Source organism: Prevotella sp. SGI.167 (assembly GCF_050313615.1).
Taxonomy (GTDB): domain Bacteria; phylum Bacteroidota; class Bacteroidia; order Bacteroidales; family Bacteroidaceae; genus Prevotella.
The window spans coordinates 42,790-58,866 of sequence record NZ_JBNPLT010000022.1 but is presented as its reverse complement, the minus strand read 5'-3'; the positions used below and the strand labels follow the sequence as shown (position 1 = coordinate 58,866).

Annotated in this window: 14 protein-coding genes and 1 pseudogene; 14 read left to right on the top strand and 1 reads right to left on the bottom strand. The window is 44.7% G+C overall.

Annotation, left to right across the window (positions count from 1 at the left end; genetic code table 11):
- Nucleotides 1-104 precede the first annotated feature (104 nt).
- From ACQRBJ_RS11490 to ACQRBJ_RS11435, 12 genes are all read left to right on the top strand, one after another.
- Nucleotides 105-1,103, top strand: coding sequence for a capsular polysaccharide synthesis protein (locus ACQRBJ_RS11490; protein ID WP_445303684.1), 999 nt, complete (start codon nt 105-107; stop codon nt 1,101-1,103).
- A 224-nt stretch (nt 1,104-1,327) separates the two neighbouring features.
- Entirely contained in the window at nt 1,328-1,702 is a 375-nt protein-coding gene (locus tag ACQRBJ_RS11485; protein WP_445303683.1) for an acyltransferase family protein, read from the top strand.
- Nucleotides 1,703-1,704: 2 nt separating this feature from the next.
- Complete coding sequence (locus tag ACQRBJ_RS11480; RefSeq protein WP_445303682.1) at nt 1,705-2,388, top strand: acyltransferase family protein; 684 nt, start codon at nt 1,705-1,707, stop codon at nt 2,386-2,388.
- Between the two features lie 79 nt (nt 2,389-2,467).
- The gene (locus tag ACQRBJ_RS11475) at nt 2,468-2,818 is read left to right on the top strand and encodes a hypothetical protein (RefSeq protein ID WP_445303681.1); all 351 of its coding nucleotides are present in this window, start codon (nt 2,468-2,470) and stop codon (nt 2,816-2,818) included.
- Entirely contained in the window at nt 2,812-3,147 is a 336-nt protein-coding gene (gene tnpB, locus ACQRBJ_RS11470) for an IS66 family insertion sequence element accessory protein TnpB (protein ID WP_445303680.1), read from the top strand. The genes ACQRBJ_RS11475 and tnpB overlap by 7 nt, the downstream gene beginning before the upstream one ends.
- Before the next feature lie 181 nt (nt 3,148-3,328).
- Nucleotides 3,329-3,943: an acyltransferase family protein gene (locus tag ACQRBJ_RS11465; protein ID WP_445303679.1), complete on the top strand. Its 615-nt coding sequence runs from the start codon at nt 3,329-3,331 to the stop codon at nt 3,941-3,943.
- 116 nt (nt 3,944-4,059) lie between these two features.
- Nucleotides 4,060-4,341: a hypothetical protein gene (locus ACQRBJ_RS11460; protein ID WP_445303678.1), complete on the top strand. Its 282-nt coding sequence runs from the start codon at nt 4,060-4,062 to the stop codon at nt 4,339-4,341.
- A 21-nt stretch (nt 4,342-4,362) separates the two neighbouring features.
- Nucleotides 4,363-5,586, top strand: coding sequence for a glycosyltransferase (locus tag ACQRBJ_RS11455; RefSeq protein ID WP_445303677.1), 1,224 nt, complete (start codon nt 4,363-4,365; stop codon nt 5,584-5,586).
- A 14-nt stretch (nt 5,587-5,600) separates the two neighbouring features.
- Nucleotides 5,601-6,707, top strand: coding sequence for a hypothetical protein (locus ACQRBJ_RS11450; protein WP_445303676.1), 1,107 nt, complete (start codon nt 5,601-5,603; stop codon nt 6,705-6,707).
- Nucleotides 6,708-6,746: 39 nt separating this feature from the next.
- Nucleotides 6,747-7,847 (top strand): glycosyltransferase family 4 protein, encoded by a 1,101-nt coding sequence (locus ACQRBJ_RS11445; RefSeq protein WP_445303675.1) that lies wholly within the window; start codon nt 6,747-6,749, stop codon nt 7,845-7,847.
- A gap of 35 nt (nt 7,848-7,882) precedes the next feature.
- Entirely contained in the window at nt 7,883-8,953 is a 1,071-nt protein-coding gene (locus ACQRBJ_RS11440) for a DUF1972 domain-containing protein (RefSeq protein WP_445303674.1), read from the top strand.
- A gap of 42 nt (nt 8,954-8,995) precedes the next feature.
- Nucleotides 8,996-9,145: a hypothetical protein gene (locus ACQRBJ_RS11435; RefSeq protein WP_294968447.1), complete on the top strand. Its 150-nt coding sequence runs from the start codon at nt 8,996-8,998 to the stop codon at nt 9,143-9,145.
- Nucleotides 9,146-9,258: 113 nt separating this feature from the next.
- On the opposite strand, the gene ppdK is transcribed toward ACQRBJ_RS11435, so the two are convergent.
- The gene (gene ppdK, locus ACQRBJ_RS11430; RefSeq protein WP_294968445.1) at nt 9,259-11,979 is read right to left on the bottom strand and encodes a pyruvate, phosphate dikinase; all 2,721 of its coding nucleotides are present in this window, start codon (nt 11,977-11,979) and stop codon (nt 9,259-9,261) included.
- 1,012 nt (nt 11,980-12,991) lie between these two features.
- On the opposite strand from ppdK, the pseudogene rlmD reads away from it, so the two are divergent.
- Nucleotides 12,992-14,440, top strand: a pseudogene (gene rlmD, locus ACQRBJ_RS11425) (23S rRNA (uracil(1939)-C(5))-methyltransferase RlmD); the annotation flags it as partial.
- A gap of 357 nt (nt 14,441-14,797) precedes the next feature.
- Entirely contained in the window at nt 14,798-15,985 is a 1,188-nt protein-coding gene (locus ACQRBJ_RS11420) for a porin (RefSeq protein ID WP_445303673.1), read from the top strand.
- The last annotated feature ends 92 nt before the right edge of the window (nt 15,986-16,077 follow it).

The window sequence follows — 16,077 nt, the reverse complement described above, 5'->3', positions numbered from 1 at the left end:
TTTTTATAGCTGGCTGAGCAATATAACGGCATTGATTATGCCATACTGTTTGTTATTAAGGAGAAAATGGAACTATCGGGATTAATCCCACAATCAGAAAAATTATGGCTATTATATTCAAGACACAATCCAAAATCGGGAAAGCCTTTTCAAGACTACACATGATCCTCAACGAATTCTTTGAAAAGGGACATCACTATTCCTGGAAACTTGCAGTCTATAACACGGCATGGTGGATAGGCAATTATTGTCATCCGCTAGTATGCCTACAGTTTTGGGGAAAGAAAAAGATTACAGAATGGATGGACAGTTACATTTTTAATAAACAACTATTGTCATTTCCCGATACGTATAGAAATGTAAACAAGTCGATTGTAGAAGAATATCGTATATGGGTATTCTGGTGGCAGGGTAAGGACCATATGCCGAAACTCGTAAAAGGGTGCTACACTCAACTATGTGCTCACAACAGCAACGTAGTTCTGATAACGAGAGACAATATAATGCAATATTGCCAGATTCCACAATACATATATGAGAAAGTTGAAAACGGCAGTATAAGTTTCACGCATTTCAGCGACATTGTCAGAGTTACACTTTTGGCAGACCATGGTGGTATGTGGTTGGATTCTACTTGCTGGATAACGGGAGAAATACCAGCAGACGTCAAGAGACTACCATTGACAAGCCCTAAGACACTGAATGCTCCAGAGTTCCCTTGGTGGAGCAATTCAAGATGGTGCGGATGGTGTATGGGCACAGTATTCATCAAAAATCCCCTGCTTGTCTTTACCAAAGAATTCTTCTTCTCTTTTTATTCAACGAACAGCAACATCCCATTCTATTTGTTTATTGATTATCTCTACGACTACGCCTACCGCAAATTTCCAGAGGTAAAGCAAATGATAGATGACATTCCTGAAAACAATGTCAAGCGGGGACAACTGCACTTCATGCTAAACAAACCATGGAATCAACAAGAATATGAGCAGATGACAAAAGACAACTGGGTGTTCAAACTGTCCTATAAAACAAGATGGAAAACGACTTGTAACGGACAGCCCACTTTTTATAAGAAATTAATGTCTCAACATACTTCATAAAGTATGCTATAGGCATCTTGGTGACTATTCAAAAAAAAATACTTAACGTATGCAGGGGGGCATGACCTGACAAAAATATGGCATTGTTTGCGCCAGTCGTTAAATCAAACATCGAACTTTTAGCATTCTGAACAAATGTGCACTGAAAGGTGCTCTAATCAAATAAACGTCCTAATTGGAATAATTACTCATAATCGCTGATTAATGATAAAAACGAATATACAATGAAGCAGAAAAAACGCATTATCAATTTTGAGGTTCTGAGGGTGCTTGCTATGTTTTTCATTGTCACCCAACATTATTGCTATTGGGGGCTGAAATCTTCCGAATGGTATCATTTTATGCCTATGAAAAGTTCCATGGACATATTCAACTACATCAGCATTGAGGCTCTGTTCCTTATCAGCGTGATTGGCGTAGATTGCTTTGTCCTGATTACAGGATACTTCCTGATTGACAGATTGTCATTCAGATGGAAGGGAATGATGAACATCTGGCTTCAAACCTTCATATATGGAATTATGGTGTCAATACTTGTAAACAACGAAGGGGGGGGAATGATTTACTTCCTGTTTCCTTCAGTAGCTACTGGTTTATAACCATGTATTTGGGGCTGATAGCCATTGCTCCATTCCTTTCGTTAATAGCCAAGAATGTCAATAATAATAAGCAATATAGGTGGTTGCTTGTCATTCTGTTCGTGATGACGTTTGAATATCCTTTTGGGCGTCATTTTGCCGGAACCCATTCTTTGGGTCTATTTGTGTTTCTGTACTTACTCTCGGGCTACTTCAGGCTTCATGGAATACCGTCCTGGTTAAAACTCCACTGTGGCAAGCTTGCGATAGGTTTATGGATATGTCTTACGCTTGGTATAGTAATGATGAACTATCTGCTTGTAAATTATCGGGGAGCTGAAGGCTATCAGCTTATGGCAGACAAGAACAACAACGTGATAATGTTTCTGGCGATTCTCGTGTTCTTATGGTTTTCGAAGAAAAACCTTGACAATCGGTTTACGCGTTTGCTCACTAAGCTTTCCCCCTATACCCTAGCGGTCTATCTTATTCATCAAGGAATGATCAACAACAGGAAGTTGTGGATTTTCAACATTCAGGAAACCTACACTGTTCCAATACTGCTGCATTGCCTACTTGTCTGCTGTCTTATATTTGCGGTTTGTGTTGCCATAGATGTATGCAGAGACTGCACATTCCGAATGTTGAGAATTGGAAAGATATTTGATGTAATAGTCTCAAAACTGCCAAAAGGACTTATTAGTTAATCACCAAGTAGGTAAGCACTCAATTTAGGGCTATAACATAAGGTTTGTACCTTTGCTGCTGAATTTAAACATTATAATTATGTACAGCAGCGAAGATTTAGAAAGATTTTATTTTCAGTATCAAACCGAGGCGTTGCCTCATGGCGAATCGATACAGAGTTTTTGTGTAAAGAACAAAGTTCCCTACAACATTTTTTCGAAATGGTACAAGGACACACGCAAACAGCTTGTAGAGGTAAAGGTAGATGGCAGACCCTCAGACTCGGAAAAAGAAGCATCCGTTCAATCCGATTCCATTCAGCCAGCATCGCCTTCCCCAGTTCGTATAATGATAGAACTGCGAATGAGCAATGGTCTTCATTTAAGTCAGAGGAACCTAAACTATCAGGATCTTGTCCGTTTGGTAGAGAAGCTGGAGGGGCTATGTTGAGCGTTACCGGTTTAAACCACTTTTATTATGTTCGTGATTTCTCAGATATGCGTTGCAAGCACAGTCGCGTGTTGTCAATCATCCGCGAACAGCTTCATCGCGAGCCGGATGACGGTGATGTGTTCATTGTAATGTCAAAGGACCGAAGGATAGTACGCATGTTTACCTATGACAACCGTTCATACAGCCTTTTTGAGAAGAAGTTTATCAGTGGCTACCAGTTTATGAAAATGAGCATAGAGGGTGGTGAGAAAGTATATAGGATAGACTGGCGAGACGTGGTTCTGTTGTTGGAAAATCCAATTGTTAAATCCAACCTTCATTTTTAACACTCGTGACGATTGAGCACTGAAAAAGTGCTTTAAATCATACGTATGCCCTAAATTGAGTGCTTACGATTGGTACTCATAAAGTTACAAAAAACAATCCAATTAACCTACTGATATTCAATATATTATTGGCATGTATAATATTATTTTTCAATAAATTTTAAACAACTTCTTATAGATTATGGGAAAAAGGATTGGATTCATTGATGCGATGCGCGGGCTTGCCATGCTGCTCGTAGTGATAGGGCATGTGTTGTACTTTTCAGTATGCCATCTTGATAATGCCATCATGCGGATTTTGAGCGATGAGGTAGAAGTACCCTTATTCTTCATGGTAAGCGGTTTTCTTGTGAACATTCCGAAGAGTGGCTTTTGGAAGTTCTTAGGAAAGAAGGCTTTTCTGCTTTTTGTGCCAGCGGCTGTGTTTATGGCTTTATACGTGTGGATGGAAGGCAGCAACTATATTTCCGCTTGGATAGATAGCTATAAAGGCGGTTACTGGTTTACATTCTCTCTGTTTCAGTTTGTGGCTGTATATGCTGTGCTGAAGTTAGTGTCGCAGGCAATGAAATTGAGCCGTATTTCAGAGAAGGTATTTCTTGTGGCTGTTAGTGTGGTTATACTTTATGCTTCAGTATGGTGTCTGCGTGAAGAGCATAACTATGCGGTGATTCCACTTCTCGGACTTGTACACTTTAAGTCGTTTATCTACTTTGTTGTCGGTACGCAGATTGCAGAATGTGGACTTCTTGGTAGAGGTTTAAGTAGCAAGGAAGTCACGAATGGGGGGGCATAATCGTAGCGTGTATCTTGTTGCACTTCTACACATATCGTGGTGGAGGCATAGCCTATATCGGCTCAAGTATCTTATGGTTAGCCATGACTACGCTATCAGCTCTTATAGTCATACTCATGGGTTTCAAACAGTATGAGGGTTGGAGTGAGTCACTGGTGGGACGCTTGTTGCAAATGTTGGGAAGATATACGCTTGATATTTATTTTATCCACTATTTCTTTCTGCCACGTAATATGGCAGGCATTGGTGAGTGGTTTAAAGCAAATCCGAATCCAATCATAGAATATATGTTAGCTATGGCTGTAGCGGCTGTGGTGATTGCGGCCTCTCTGCTTGTGGGGCGAATCATTCGTCTGAGTCCCATACTCGCCCATTGGCTGTTGGCTGCAAAGCGGTAATGATTTTTTTATTTGTTGACTTTGAAACAGAAAATTTTTATCTCTGCCTATGCTTGTGAACCGGGCTTGGGAAGTGAGATTGGCGTGGGCTGGCACTGGGTGCTGGAGATGTCGAAGTACTTCGAGCTGTGGGTGCTGACACGCGAAAGCAATCGGCACACCATCGAGCCTTGGATTGACAAGCATCCCGCATATAAAAATATCCACTGGCTGTATTACGACTGGCCCAAATGGGCACGTTTCTGGAAAAAGGGTTTGCGCGGTGTGCGTACCTATTATAATATATGGCAGGTGTGTACCAACCATATCGTGAAAAGGACCATGCAGGAGAATGACATCAGGATTTTCCACCATCTCACCTACGGAAACGCATTGTGGAAGGTGAGCAGCTATGGACAAAAGCAATTCTTCATATGGGGACCCATAGGAGGTTTGGAAACCATACCTGAAGAATATTGCAAACACTACGGAAAAAAGAGCTATATCATTGAAAGGATTCGTAGGCAAATAGCTTTGTTGAGCAAATGGAACATGGGATTCAAAAAACGATGCAAAAATGCCAATCTGATATTATGTAAAACCGACTTTACCCGTCAATACATTCCTTCGGCTTATGCCAACAAGACAATCATTTTTACCGATGTTGCTGCTGAAGCAACGCTTTACCCTTGCCACAAACAAACGGGAAAAAAGGATGTCACCGAATATGTCACTATAGGCCGCCTGGATGCTTGGCGTGGATTTGACCTGATCATTGAAGCTACCCATGCCGCCGTGAAGCAGAATGACCAAATTCATGTGACAATAGTAGGAGAAGGCTATGACAAGGAAAGACTTGAAAGGATGGTCAAAGACAGGGGGCTTGGCAAATATATATCGCTTACAGGCAAAATTTCCATGGAGAAATACAAAACATTGATGGCTGATGCTGATGTTGTGATCAATGCAGCATTGAAGGAGGGAGCCGTCACTGTTTCATTTGACGCTATGGCATTGGGGAAACCCTTGATATGCATAGACACAACTGGATATACACGATACTTCACGCATGACTATGCAATCATCATACCCAGAAAAGGAAGAGATTTTGTGATAGACCACATCACGAAGGGGATGTTGAGACTTACTGATGTAGAGACAAGAAAAATGATGGGCAAAAAAGCTCAAGATGCTTCCGCTACATGCTGCTGGGAACACCATGGAGCCGAAATAAAAGATGTGATTACCCGAGCATATCGTTCGTAGATAAACCTTTGCATTTGATGACTATCACTGCTGTTTTCAACAAATTGTTTAACCTCGATGAAGGATGCCTGTTCTACCGGTTCAATAATGCCGATGGAAAGATCTGGATAATGCCTGCCAAAAACCTTCGCACAGCAATGGAACTATATCAGCCAAGCGGCTGGAAGGGAAAATGGATGAAAAGAGGCTTTCCTTTGCTGCACAAGATACGGATGGTGAGGAGTCTGCTTCATACGGAGAAAATCAGATGCAGATTTGATGGGAAATTGAAGAAGTTGCTGGAAAAGGTAACTGACACGGAAGAATTGGATTTTTCCATCTTCTGCGGAACACCCTGTGTACATCAGAAAATAACGATTCAACTCAGCAAAGGACACAGGATATTGGGGTATTGCAAGGCTACAGACAGCTGTGAAATAGCCGCATTGTTTGATAATGAAGCACAGTTGTTGAATGTTCTGCATAAAAAAGGTATAAGGAGTGTGCCCGAATGTCTGTTCTGTGGAGATTTGGGCAACGGGTTGAGCATATTCGTGCAAAGTACAACAAAAACAAGTCAGTCAAAGGTGGTACACGAATGGGGAATACTACACGACAAATTTCTGTTACGGCTGAAAGAAGCGACCATTCAAGAAATAGCATTTGAAAAGAGCGACTTTTGTCGGGTGCTCACGGCTTTGCAAAAACATACCGACTGGCTACCCGAAGAGGTGGACAAGGCTATGGTGATGCATGCCGTTGAAGATACTGTCAAGCAATGGGAGGGAAAACATGTTGGATTTTGTGCTTATCATGCTGACTTCACTCCTTGGAACATGTATGTGGAGCAGGACGAACTATTTGTCTTTGATTGGGAATATGCCCAGATGACCTACCCTCCCCTGTTGGATAAATATCATTTCTTCATCCAGACATTCATTTTCGAGCGTCACTGGACAGCCCAGGACATCATGGCTTATGTTGATTCGCCGGATGGGAAATGGATGGACAAGATACTGTTCAAATGCTATCTGCTGGACATGATAGCACGTTTTACCATAAGAGAAAAGGGAACAATAAACGGCGACATCAGCAGGCTGATGCAAATATGGAGTGGGCTTTTGGCTGGATTAACCATGTAACCATGATTGTTACAAATATCATTGATGAAATCTAAATGAATGAAAACTATCGTCTGTTTCCATCTTTTCAACGATTATAGTGGAAGCCCCAAGGTGCTGAGAATGGTGCTGGAGGGGTTGCTGAACAAAGGCTACAACGTGGACTTGGTGTCTTCGTGTGGCGGTGTGCTGGATGAACTGGAAGGCATGAAGAATTTCAGAAAACATTCGTATTTCTATCGTTTTTCCAACAATCCGGCTATTACCATGGCAAGATATGCTGTGGTGCAGATCTATACATTCTTCCTTGCACTGAAATGGATGTTCCGCCGTGATGTGGTGTTTTATATCAACACGTTGCTCCCTATAGGCGGAGCTTTGGCAGGACGACTCACGGGCAAACGGGTGGTGTATCATTACCACGAGAATGCGTTTGTGAAAGGAGTTTTCTACAAGACGCTGGCATGGATGATGCAACGGCTGGCTCACGAAATCGTCTGCGTATCGGGTTATCAGGCTTCTTCATTGGCCGACCCAAGCAAGGTGACGGTAATCCCCAATGCGCTGCCCAAGGATTTTGTGGAACGAATGACACCTGATGCCGAAAAGGCTTTCAATCTCAAAACCATACTCATGATTGCCTCGCTTAAAGCATATAAGGGTACAAGGGAGTTTGTTGAATTGGCTGTAAGAATGCCTGAATATCGCTTCATCCTGGTGCTCAACGAAACGCAGGAGAATATCAACAGTTTTCTGAAGTCTATTCACGGGAAAGCAACCAAGGGTGCCAACCTCAAGATTTACCCTCGGCAAAGCGATACGACACCTTTTTACATGAAGGCTTCTATTGTGCTGAACCTGTCGGACAAGGAGAAAGTCATCGAAACATTCGGCATGACAGTGCTTGAGGCCATGCGTGCCGGCTTGCCTGTCATTGTTCCTACGGTGGGAGGTATTGCGGAAATGGTGGATGACGGTGTGAATGGATATAAGATTGACGTGAAAGACTTGGAACTGATAGAGAAGCGCATACATGAAATGCTGTCAGACAAACAAAACTATATCGGAATGGCCAACAATGCACTGAAAAAAGCAAGGCTTTTCTGTGCAAAGAACATGATTTCTGCCATAGAAACGCTTCTGCAGAATGGCATACGGTAAACCAATAGAATACAAAAAACAATAATTATTAAACAATGAAACGGATTGCAATAGTTGGCACACAGGGAGTGCCTGCTCAATACGGTGGATTTGAGACACTGGTGGAAAACCTGATTGGAGTGAACTGTAGTTATAACATCAAATACACCGTGTTCTGTTCGGCAAAGGATTATGACGACAGACGAAAGACATTCAAGGGGGCCAAACTGAAATATATCCCTCTATTCCACGCCAACGGTGCACAAAGCATTTTCTACGATATATTGTCGCTGATGTGCTGCATCATAGGTTTTGACACTGTGCTTGTTCTGGGTGTTTCAGGGGGTGTTTTCCTGCCCTTTTTCCGTTTGTTTTTCCATAAGAAACTGATTGTCAACATTGACGGTTTAGAACATACCCGTGCCAAATGGGGAGGATTTGCCAAATGGTATCTCAGACTGAGCGAAAAGCTGGCGGTGAGGTGCGCTGATATCGTTATTGCCGACAACAAAGTGATACAGCGATATGTTGAAGAAAAATATGGGAAAAGTCCTGAACTGATAGCCTACGGTGGAGACCATGTGCTGCGCAATGTGTCGGAGGAGAAACAAAGCAGCATATTGAACAAGTATATGCTCGACAAAAAAGGATATGCCTTGTCGATATGCCGCATAGAGCCTGAAAACAAATGCGACATCACATTGCAGGCCTTTGCCGAAAGCGGTATGCCGCTGGTGTTTATCGGCAACTGGAACCACAGCAGCTACAGCAAGAACTTGAGGTTCAAATATGGCATGATACACAATATCCGTATTTTAGACAGTATCTACGACCTTGACGTGCTCTATACTCTGCGCAAAAACTGCCGCTTGTATGTCCATGGGCATAGTGCGGGCGGCACCAATCCTTCATTGGTGGAGGCCATGTTCTTCGGATGCCCCATACTGGCCTACGGAGTGGAATACAACAGAGAAACCACCTTCAACATGGCTCACTACTACCTTGATGCCGAACAATTGAAAGAACTCTGCATGAACGTAAAGCAAAATGATGGTGACTTGACCGATCTGACTTACCACCACTACCCATGGAAAAACATCATCAAACAATATGAAGCCCTCTTTTAAAAGGTAGCAAAGAATTATATAATAATAAAATGATTGAAAGAAATGACAAAAGAGAATAAAAGAATGGTGGTGATGGGAGGTAGTTTCAATCCACCCACCCGTGGTGTTGGCACCAGCAATTCTTCCTTGTTTTGCGAAACAAATGAATGGCTTGGGAAACACGCTCCTGATTTTTGGGAAACACGCTCCTGATTTTGGCCTCTTATTCTGCATTTGGAACAGGCAGAATATGCACAAAAACTAAGGGCAAGTACCTGTTTACCAGATACTTGCCCTTTATATAGATAATTTTCAGAACGTTTCGATTATTCTTCGACGGCGGCCTGTGCGGCAGCCAAACGTGCGATAGGCACGCGGAATGGAGAGCATGAAGCATAGTTCATGCCAACCTTAGCGCAGAACTTAACTGATGATGGCTCACCACCGTGCTCACCGCAGATACCAGTGCGGAGGTTAGGACGGGTAGCACGACCATTCTCTACTGCCATCTTGATGAGCTGACCAACACCCTCCTGGTCGAGAACCTGGAATGGGTCAACCTTCAAGATCTTCTTCTCCATGTATGCAGGGAGGAATGAAGCGATGTCGTCACGAGAATAACCGAAGGTCATCTGTGTCAAGTCGTTAGTACCGAATGAGAAGTACTGAGCCTCCTCTGCAATCTGACCTGCAGTAAGGGCAGCACGAGGAATCTCAATCATTGTACCAATCTCGAACTCAACCTCTACGCCGTACTCAGCGAATACTTCCTTAGAAGTAGCGAGGATGATAGCCTTCTGCTGCTTGAGCTCCTGAACAGTACCGATGAGCGGAACCATGATCTCTGGACATGGGTTGAAACCTTCCTTCTTCAACTCGCAAGCTGCACCGAGGATGGCGCGAGTCTGCATAGCTGTAATCTCTGGGAATGTGATACCGAGACGGCAACCACGATGACCGAGCATTGGGTTATTCTCTGCCAGAGAGTTCACACGCTTCTTGATTTCCTCAACGCTTACACCCATCTCCTTAGCCATAGTCTCCTGACCAGCCAAATCGTGTGGTACGAACTCGTGGAGAGGTGGGTCGAGCAAGCGGATGTTCACGTGGCAGCCATCCATAGCCTTCAAGATTCCGTAGAAGTCAGCCTTCTGATATGGGAGGAGCTTGGCAAGAGCCTTCTCGCGACCCTCAACAGAGTCAGCCAGAATCATCTCACGCATCGCAACAATCTTCTGATCATCGAAGAACATGTGCTCTGTACGTGTCAGACCGATACCCTTGGCACCGAATGCACGAGCTACCTCTGCATCGTGTGGAGTATCTGCATTGGTACGGATCTCCATCTTTGTATACTTGTCGCAGAGGTCCATCAACTCCTTGAAGTCGCCTGAAAGCTCTGCAGCCTTTGTCTCAATCTGTCCTGCATAAACCTGACCAGTAGTACCGTTCAGAGAGATGTAATCACCCTCCTTGTAAACTACGCCCTCAATCTCAACAGTCTTTGACTTGTAGTCAACGTTGATAGAGCCAGCACCAGATACACAGCACTTACCCATACCACGAGCCACAACGGCAGCGTGAGAAGTCATACCACCACGAGCGGTAAGGATACCCTCGGCAGCTGACATACCAGCGAGGTCTTCAGGAGAAGTCTCGATACGAACCATGATCACCTTCTTGCCGTCCTCATGCCACTCCTGAGCATCGTCTGCATGGAATACAATCTGACCGCAGGCAGCACCTGGAGATGCAGGGAGGCCCTGTGTGATGACCTTAGCCTTAGAGAGAGCCAGCTTATCGAATACCGGGTGCAAGAGCTCATCGAGCTTCTGAGGCTCACAGCGGAGGATAGCAGTCTTCTCGTCAATCATACCCTCGTGGAGGAGATCCATAGCAATCTTCACCATAGCGGTACCTGTACGCTTACCGTTACGTGTCTGGAGGAACCAGAGCTTACCTTCCTGTACGGTGAACTCCATGTCCTGCATATCGTGATAGTGGTGCTCCAGCTTATCCTGGAGAGCGTCGAGCTCCTTGTAAAGCTCAGGCATAGCCTCTTCCATAGAAGGATACTTAGCAACGCGCTCCTCCTCAGAGATACCGGCACGCTCAGCCCAGCGCTGAGAACCAATCTTTGTAATCTGCTGTGGAGTACGGATACCAGCAACCACGTCCTCACCCTGTGCATTGATAAGATACTCACCATTGAAGAGATTCTCACCATTACCAGCGTCACGTGAGAAGCAAACACCTGTAGCAGATGTATCGCCCATGTTACCGAATACCATCGCCATGACAGAAACAGCAGTACCCCACTCATCAGGAATACCTTCCATCTTGCGATAGAGGATAGCGCGCTCGTTCATCCAAGAACGGAACACAGCGCAGATAGCGCCCCAGAGCTGATCGATAGGATTGGTAGGGAAATCCTGACCGGTCTGCTCCTTGATAGCAGCCTTGAAGAGTTCAACGAGCTTCTTGAGTGACTCTACAGAGAGGTCCTTGTCAAGAGTAACGCCCTGCTCTTCCTTCACCTTTTCGATGATAGCCTCGAATGGGTCGATATCTTCCTTGTTAACAGGCTTCAATCCCATAACAACGTCACCGTACATCTGTACGAAACGGCGATATGAATCGTATACGAAATGAGGATTACCGGTCTTCTTGACCAATCCCTCAGCAACTTCGTCATTCAGACCGAGGTTGAGGATAGTATCCATCATACCTGGCATAGAAGCGCGTGCACCAGAACGCACGGAAACGAGGAGAGGGTTCTCAACAGAACCGAACTTGCTGTTCATCAAAGCCTCTGTGTGAGCCACAGCAGCCATTACTTCATCCTGAAGAAGTTCCTTGATTTTTTCCTCACCTACCTCATAGTATTCATTGCATGTGTCTGTTGTGATAGTGAAACCTGGAGGAACAGGTACACCAATAAGATTCATCTCAGCGAGGTTAGCACCCTTACCGCCAAGCACTTCACGCATCTTCGCATTTCCTTCGGCCTTTCCATTACCGAATGTATAAACTCTTTTTTCGTTCATATTTTTATAGGTTCAAAAATATTATATTATTCTAGCTATTATCAATTCTTTGTTGATGATGCAAATATACGACATTATTTTGAAACTACCAAACTTTTATAATCTTTTTTGCTATCCCGAGATTACATTTTAAACTGTTGTCGCACACACGGGGATTTTTTTAACAATCCACCACAAGGAAGCGGAAAAAGTAACAAAAATGTAAGATGGAAAAGTGAAGCTAGGAGGATGAAAATGCGATACGAGGAGGATGAAAATGCGTGGCGATGCAGGGATGGCAACGTCGGGACGCAGAAGAGATTACGTCGCCACGCAGTTGGCGCTACGTCGGGACGCTGTTTAAAGGTAAAAGGCTGAACTTTCGCATATCAGGAAGTTAAAGGAGTTAAGGAAGTTAAGGAGTTAAGACGTATGTCTTGCTGCTTAAAAACTACGACAAAAAGACTATTGTCTTAACTCCTCAGCGACCGTAGGGAGCGATAACTCCTTTAACTTCATTAACTTCTGAACTTGCGAAACTTGAATAAAAGGGTAAAAAGGGTAAAAAGGTAAAAAAGAATTTTAAAGGTAAAAGGATTGTGAGACGATAACAAAAGTTACAAAAGTAACAGGTAACTTCTGATATAAAAATGTGAATGTGAATGTGAATTTGAAATGTAAGCGAATAAAAAAGGGAATCATGTAATGATATAAGAATAAGATATTCCTTATATATTAAGGTACGCGCGAACATAAAATAAATAAATATATATATTACAATAAATATATACTATCCACTCATTTTCTTCACTTACATTTCAAATTCACATTCACATTCACATTTTCACCCCTTTACAACCACAAAATATTACCTGTTACTTTTGTTACCGCCCCACAATCTTTTTACTTTTTTACCTTTTTACTTTTTTACCTTTAAACGCCTTTTACTTTTAAACGCAAATAATTCGGGACAACTCTTTCATTTCTCGCAAAAATGTATTAACTTTGCACCCATAAAAAACAAATTAGAATTATGGCAAGAAAACGTAAACCATTACCTCTTTTGGAGAACATCACCATCGAGGCTGTTGCAGCCGAGGGTAAGTGCATCACACGAGTAGACGACCAGGTCATCTTCGTTCCGTTCTGTGTGCCAGGTGATGTGGTAGATTTGCAGGTAGTCAAGAAGAAACATAAGTACTGCGAGGCGAAGGTGGTTCGCTTCATCAAAAAAAGCGACATCCGTCAGGAGCCTATGTGCGAGCACTTCGGCATCTGCGGCGGTTGCAAATGGCAGAACCTGCCTTACGAGGAGCAGATCAAGGCGAAGCAGAAGCAGGTGGAAGACCAGCTTACCCGCATCGGCAAGATTGAACTCCCTGAGTTCCGCCCTATCATGGGCAGCGTGAAGACCCAGGAGTATCGCAACAAGATTGAGTTCGGATGCAGCAACAAGCGCTGGTTCACCGCAGAGGAACTCTCACAACTTCCTCAGAAAGAGGACGATACCGTCTCATCACTCAAGGAACGCCACGCCCAGAACGCCATCGGTTTCCATATCACCGGAGCCTTCGACAAGATTTATCCTATCAGGAAGTGCTGGCTGATGGACGACCTCTGCAACGAAATCCGCAACTTCGTCTTCGAATATGCTGATTCTCACGACTATACCTTCTACGATCTCCGTGAGCAGCACGGTTTGCTCCGCAACATGATGATCCGCAATTCGAACACCGGCGAGTGGATGCTCGTATTCCAGTTCCACTATGATGAGGAGGGAGATGAGCAGAAGGCATTGGAGCTGATGCAGCAGGTGGCAGATAAGTTCCCTCAGATTACATCACTCATGTACGTGGACAACCAGAAGGGCAACGATACCATCAACGACCTGGAACTCAGCCTCTTCAAGGGTAACGACCATATCTTCGAACTGATGGAGGACCTGAAGTTCAAGGTAGGTCCGAAGAGTTTCTACCAGACCAATACCGAGCAGGCTTACCACCTCTACTGTGTGGCACGCGAGTTTGCCAACCTTACCGGAGATGAGCTGGTTTACGACCTTTATACCGGCACCGGAACCATCGCCAACTTCGTGGCTCACAAGGCAAAGAAGGTCATCGGTATCGAGTACGTGCCAGAAGCTATCGAGGATGCCCAGGTGAATTCCCAGGTGAACAACATCGAGAACACCCTCTTCTATGCAGGCGACATGAAGGACATCCTGACCAATGATTTCATCGCCCAGCACGGTCGCCCGGACGTCATCATCACCGACCCGCCACGTGCCGGAATGCACCCAGACGTAATAAACGTCATCCTGAACGCAGCGCCAAAGCGCATCGTATACGTAAGCTGCAATCCTGCTACCCAGGCACGCGACCTGCAGCTGATGGACGACCACTACAAGGTGGCTGCTGTCCAGCCGGTTGACATGTTCCCTCATACTCCTCACGTAGAGAACGTTGTATTGCTAGAGAAGCGCAGCGATGCTGAAATCAAGCAGAAGAAGAAGGAGCGCAAGGAACGTGAAAAGGCAATAGCAGAAGCCAAGGCTGCCAAGGAGGCAGAGAAACTCGCACTCCAGGCAGCACAGGCTGAAGACCTGACAGAAGAGGAACTCGCAGCAAAGCAATAAACTAATTCAAGTTTCGCAAGTGAGGGAATTGATTGAAGTTAATGAAGTTATCACTCCCTACGGCCGTTCGGGAAGTTAAGAGACAATAGTCTTCTGGCGTAAACTCAGAACATTTGTCCCTCTAACTTCTCCTTACTTCCTAACTTCCCTTAACTTCCCCACATGCGAAAGTTCAGTAAACCTAGAAAACAAAATAGAAATAAGATGAAAAAAGGTATCATCCTGGCGCTCATGGCTTTGACTGCGGTCTCTGCCAGCGCCCAAAAGAAGCAGACCATCGAATTGCCTTCATGGTTGAGCAACGTAAAATTGTCGGGGTATGGAATGACCCAGTATCAGTACAGCGGACAGAAAGATGCTGAATCCAACTCATTCAACATCCGTATGGCTCGTATCGCTCTCGAAGGTCGCATCGCAGGCGACTTCTACTGGAAGACTCAGATTCAGTTCAACGGCAACACCTCCAACCTGGGGTCAAGCCCGAGAATGGTGGATTTGTTTGCTGAATGGCAGAAGTACGACTATTTCAAGGTGAAGATTGGTCAGTTCAAGAACCCATTCACCTTTGAGAATCCGATGCACCCTATCGACCAGGGCTTCATGGGATATTCCCAGAACGTGAGCAAGCTGGCAGGTTTCGGTGACCGTGCCGGAGAGCATGCTTCCAACGGTCGTGACATCGGTCTGCAGCTTCAGGGTGATTTCCTCAAGAATGCCAACGGCAGAAACCTGCTGCACTATCAGATTGGCGTATTCAACGGACAGGGCATCAACACCAAGGACGTTGACCAGCAGAAGAATGTGATTGGCGGTGTATGGCTGATGCCAGTAAGCGGCATGCGCATCGGTGCCTTCGGATGGACCGGTTCTTATGCAAGAAAGGGAACTTGGACGGAAACTGTTACAGATTTGGTCTCTAGCCGACCAGATGCCACAAAAGAGATTACTCATACCAACGAGGTTCGCAGCCTCAACCAGAACCGCTACGCCTTCTCTTTCGAATATAAGAAAGACGGCTGGACCGTACGCTCCGAATATATCCACTCCACAGGAAAGGCATTCGCAAAGAGCATCACCAACTTCAACGATGCCAACGCCAAGGACTGCAATCTGAATGCAAAAATCGGCGACAAGGCACAGGGTGTATATGGATTGGTTATCGCTCCATTGGCTCAGCTGCCAAAGAACAGCCGAATCGACATCAAGGCACGTTACGACATGTATCAGCCTAACGGCAAGAGCAACATGCAGAGAACCCAGTATGAGGCAGGTTTGAACTTCCATATCGGCAAGCGAATCTCTATCCTTACCGAGTATGCGCTTATCAACGACAAGACACTCGCGAAGCATAATTACTCCATGGCAGATGCAGAAGTCTGCTTCCGCTTCTAACATGCCTTGTTTCTAACACGCCCTGAACCAACAGTCACCGGCCGAAGGGAAAGGTAAAGGGCGAAAGCTCCTAACCCTGGGTAACACCCTGG

Coding starts and splice junctions, on each gene's coding strand:
- ACQRBJ_RS11480 (WP_445303682.1), top strand. CDS start 1,705: ATGTATTTGGGGCTGATAGCCATTGCTCCATTCCTTTCGTTAATAGCC.
- ACQRBJ_RS11440 (WP_445303674.1), top strand. CDS start 7,883: ATGAAACGGATTGCAATAGTTGGCACACAGGGAGTGCCTGCTCAATAC.
- ACQRBJ_RS11485 (WP_445303683.1), top strand. CDS start 1,328: ATGAAGCAGAAAAAACGCATTATCAATTTTGAGGTTCTGAGGGTGCTT.
- ppdK (WP_294968445.1), bottom strand. CDS start 11,979: ATGAACGAAAAAAGAGTTTATACATTCGGTAATGGAAAGGCCGAAGGA.
- ACQRBJ_RS11420 (WP_445303673.1), top strand. CDS start 14,798: ATGAAAAAAGGTATCATCCTGGCGCTCATGGCTTTGACTGCGGTCTCT.
- ACQRBJ_RS11445 (WP_445303675.1), top strand. CDS start 6,747: ATGAAAACTATCGTCTGTTTCCATCTTTTCAACGATTATAGTGGAAGC.
- ACQRBJ_RS11475 (WP_445303681.1), top strand. CDS start 2,468: ATGTACAGCAGCGAAGATTTAGAAAGATTTTATTTTCAGTATCAAACC.
- tnpB (WP_445303680.1), top strand. CDS start 2,812: ATGTTGAGCGTTACCGGTTTAAACCACTTTTATTATGTTCGTGATTTC.
- ACQRBJ_RS11460 (WP_445303678.1), top strand. CDS start 4,060: ATGGGTTTCAAACAGTATGAGGGTTGGAGTGAGTCACTGGTGGGACGC.
- ACQRBJ_RS11465 (WP_445303679.1), top strand. CDS start 3,329: ATGGGAAAAAGGATTGGATTCATTGATGCGATGCGCGGGCTTGCCATG.
- ACQRBJ_RS11490 (WP_445303684.1), top strand. CDS start 105: ATGGCTATTATATTCAAGACACAATCCAAAATCGGGAAAGCCTTTTCA.
- ACQRBJ_RS11435 (WP_294968447.1), top strand. CDS start 8,996: ATGACAAAAGAGAATAAAAGAATGGTGGTGATGGGAGGTAGTTTCAAT.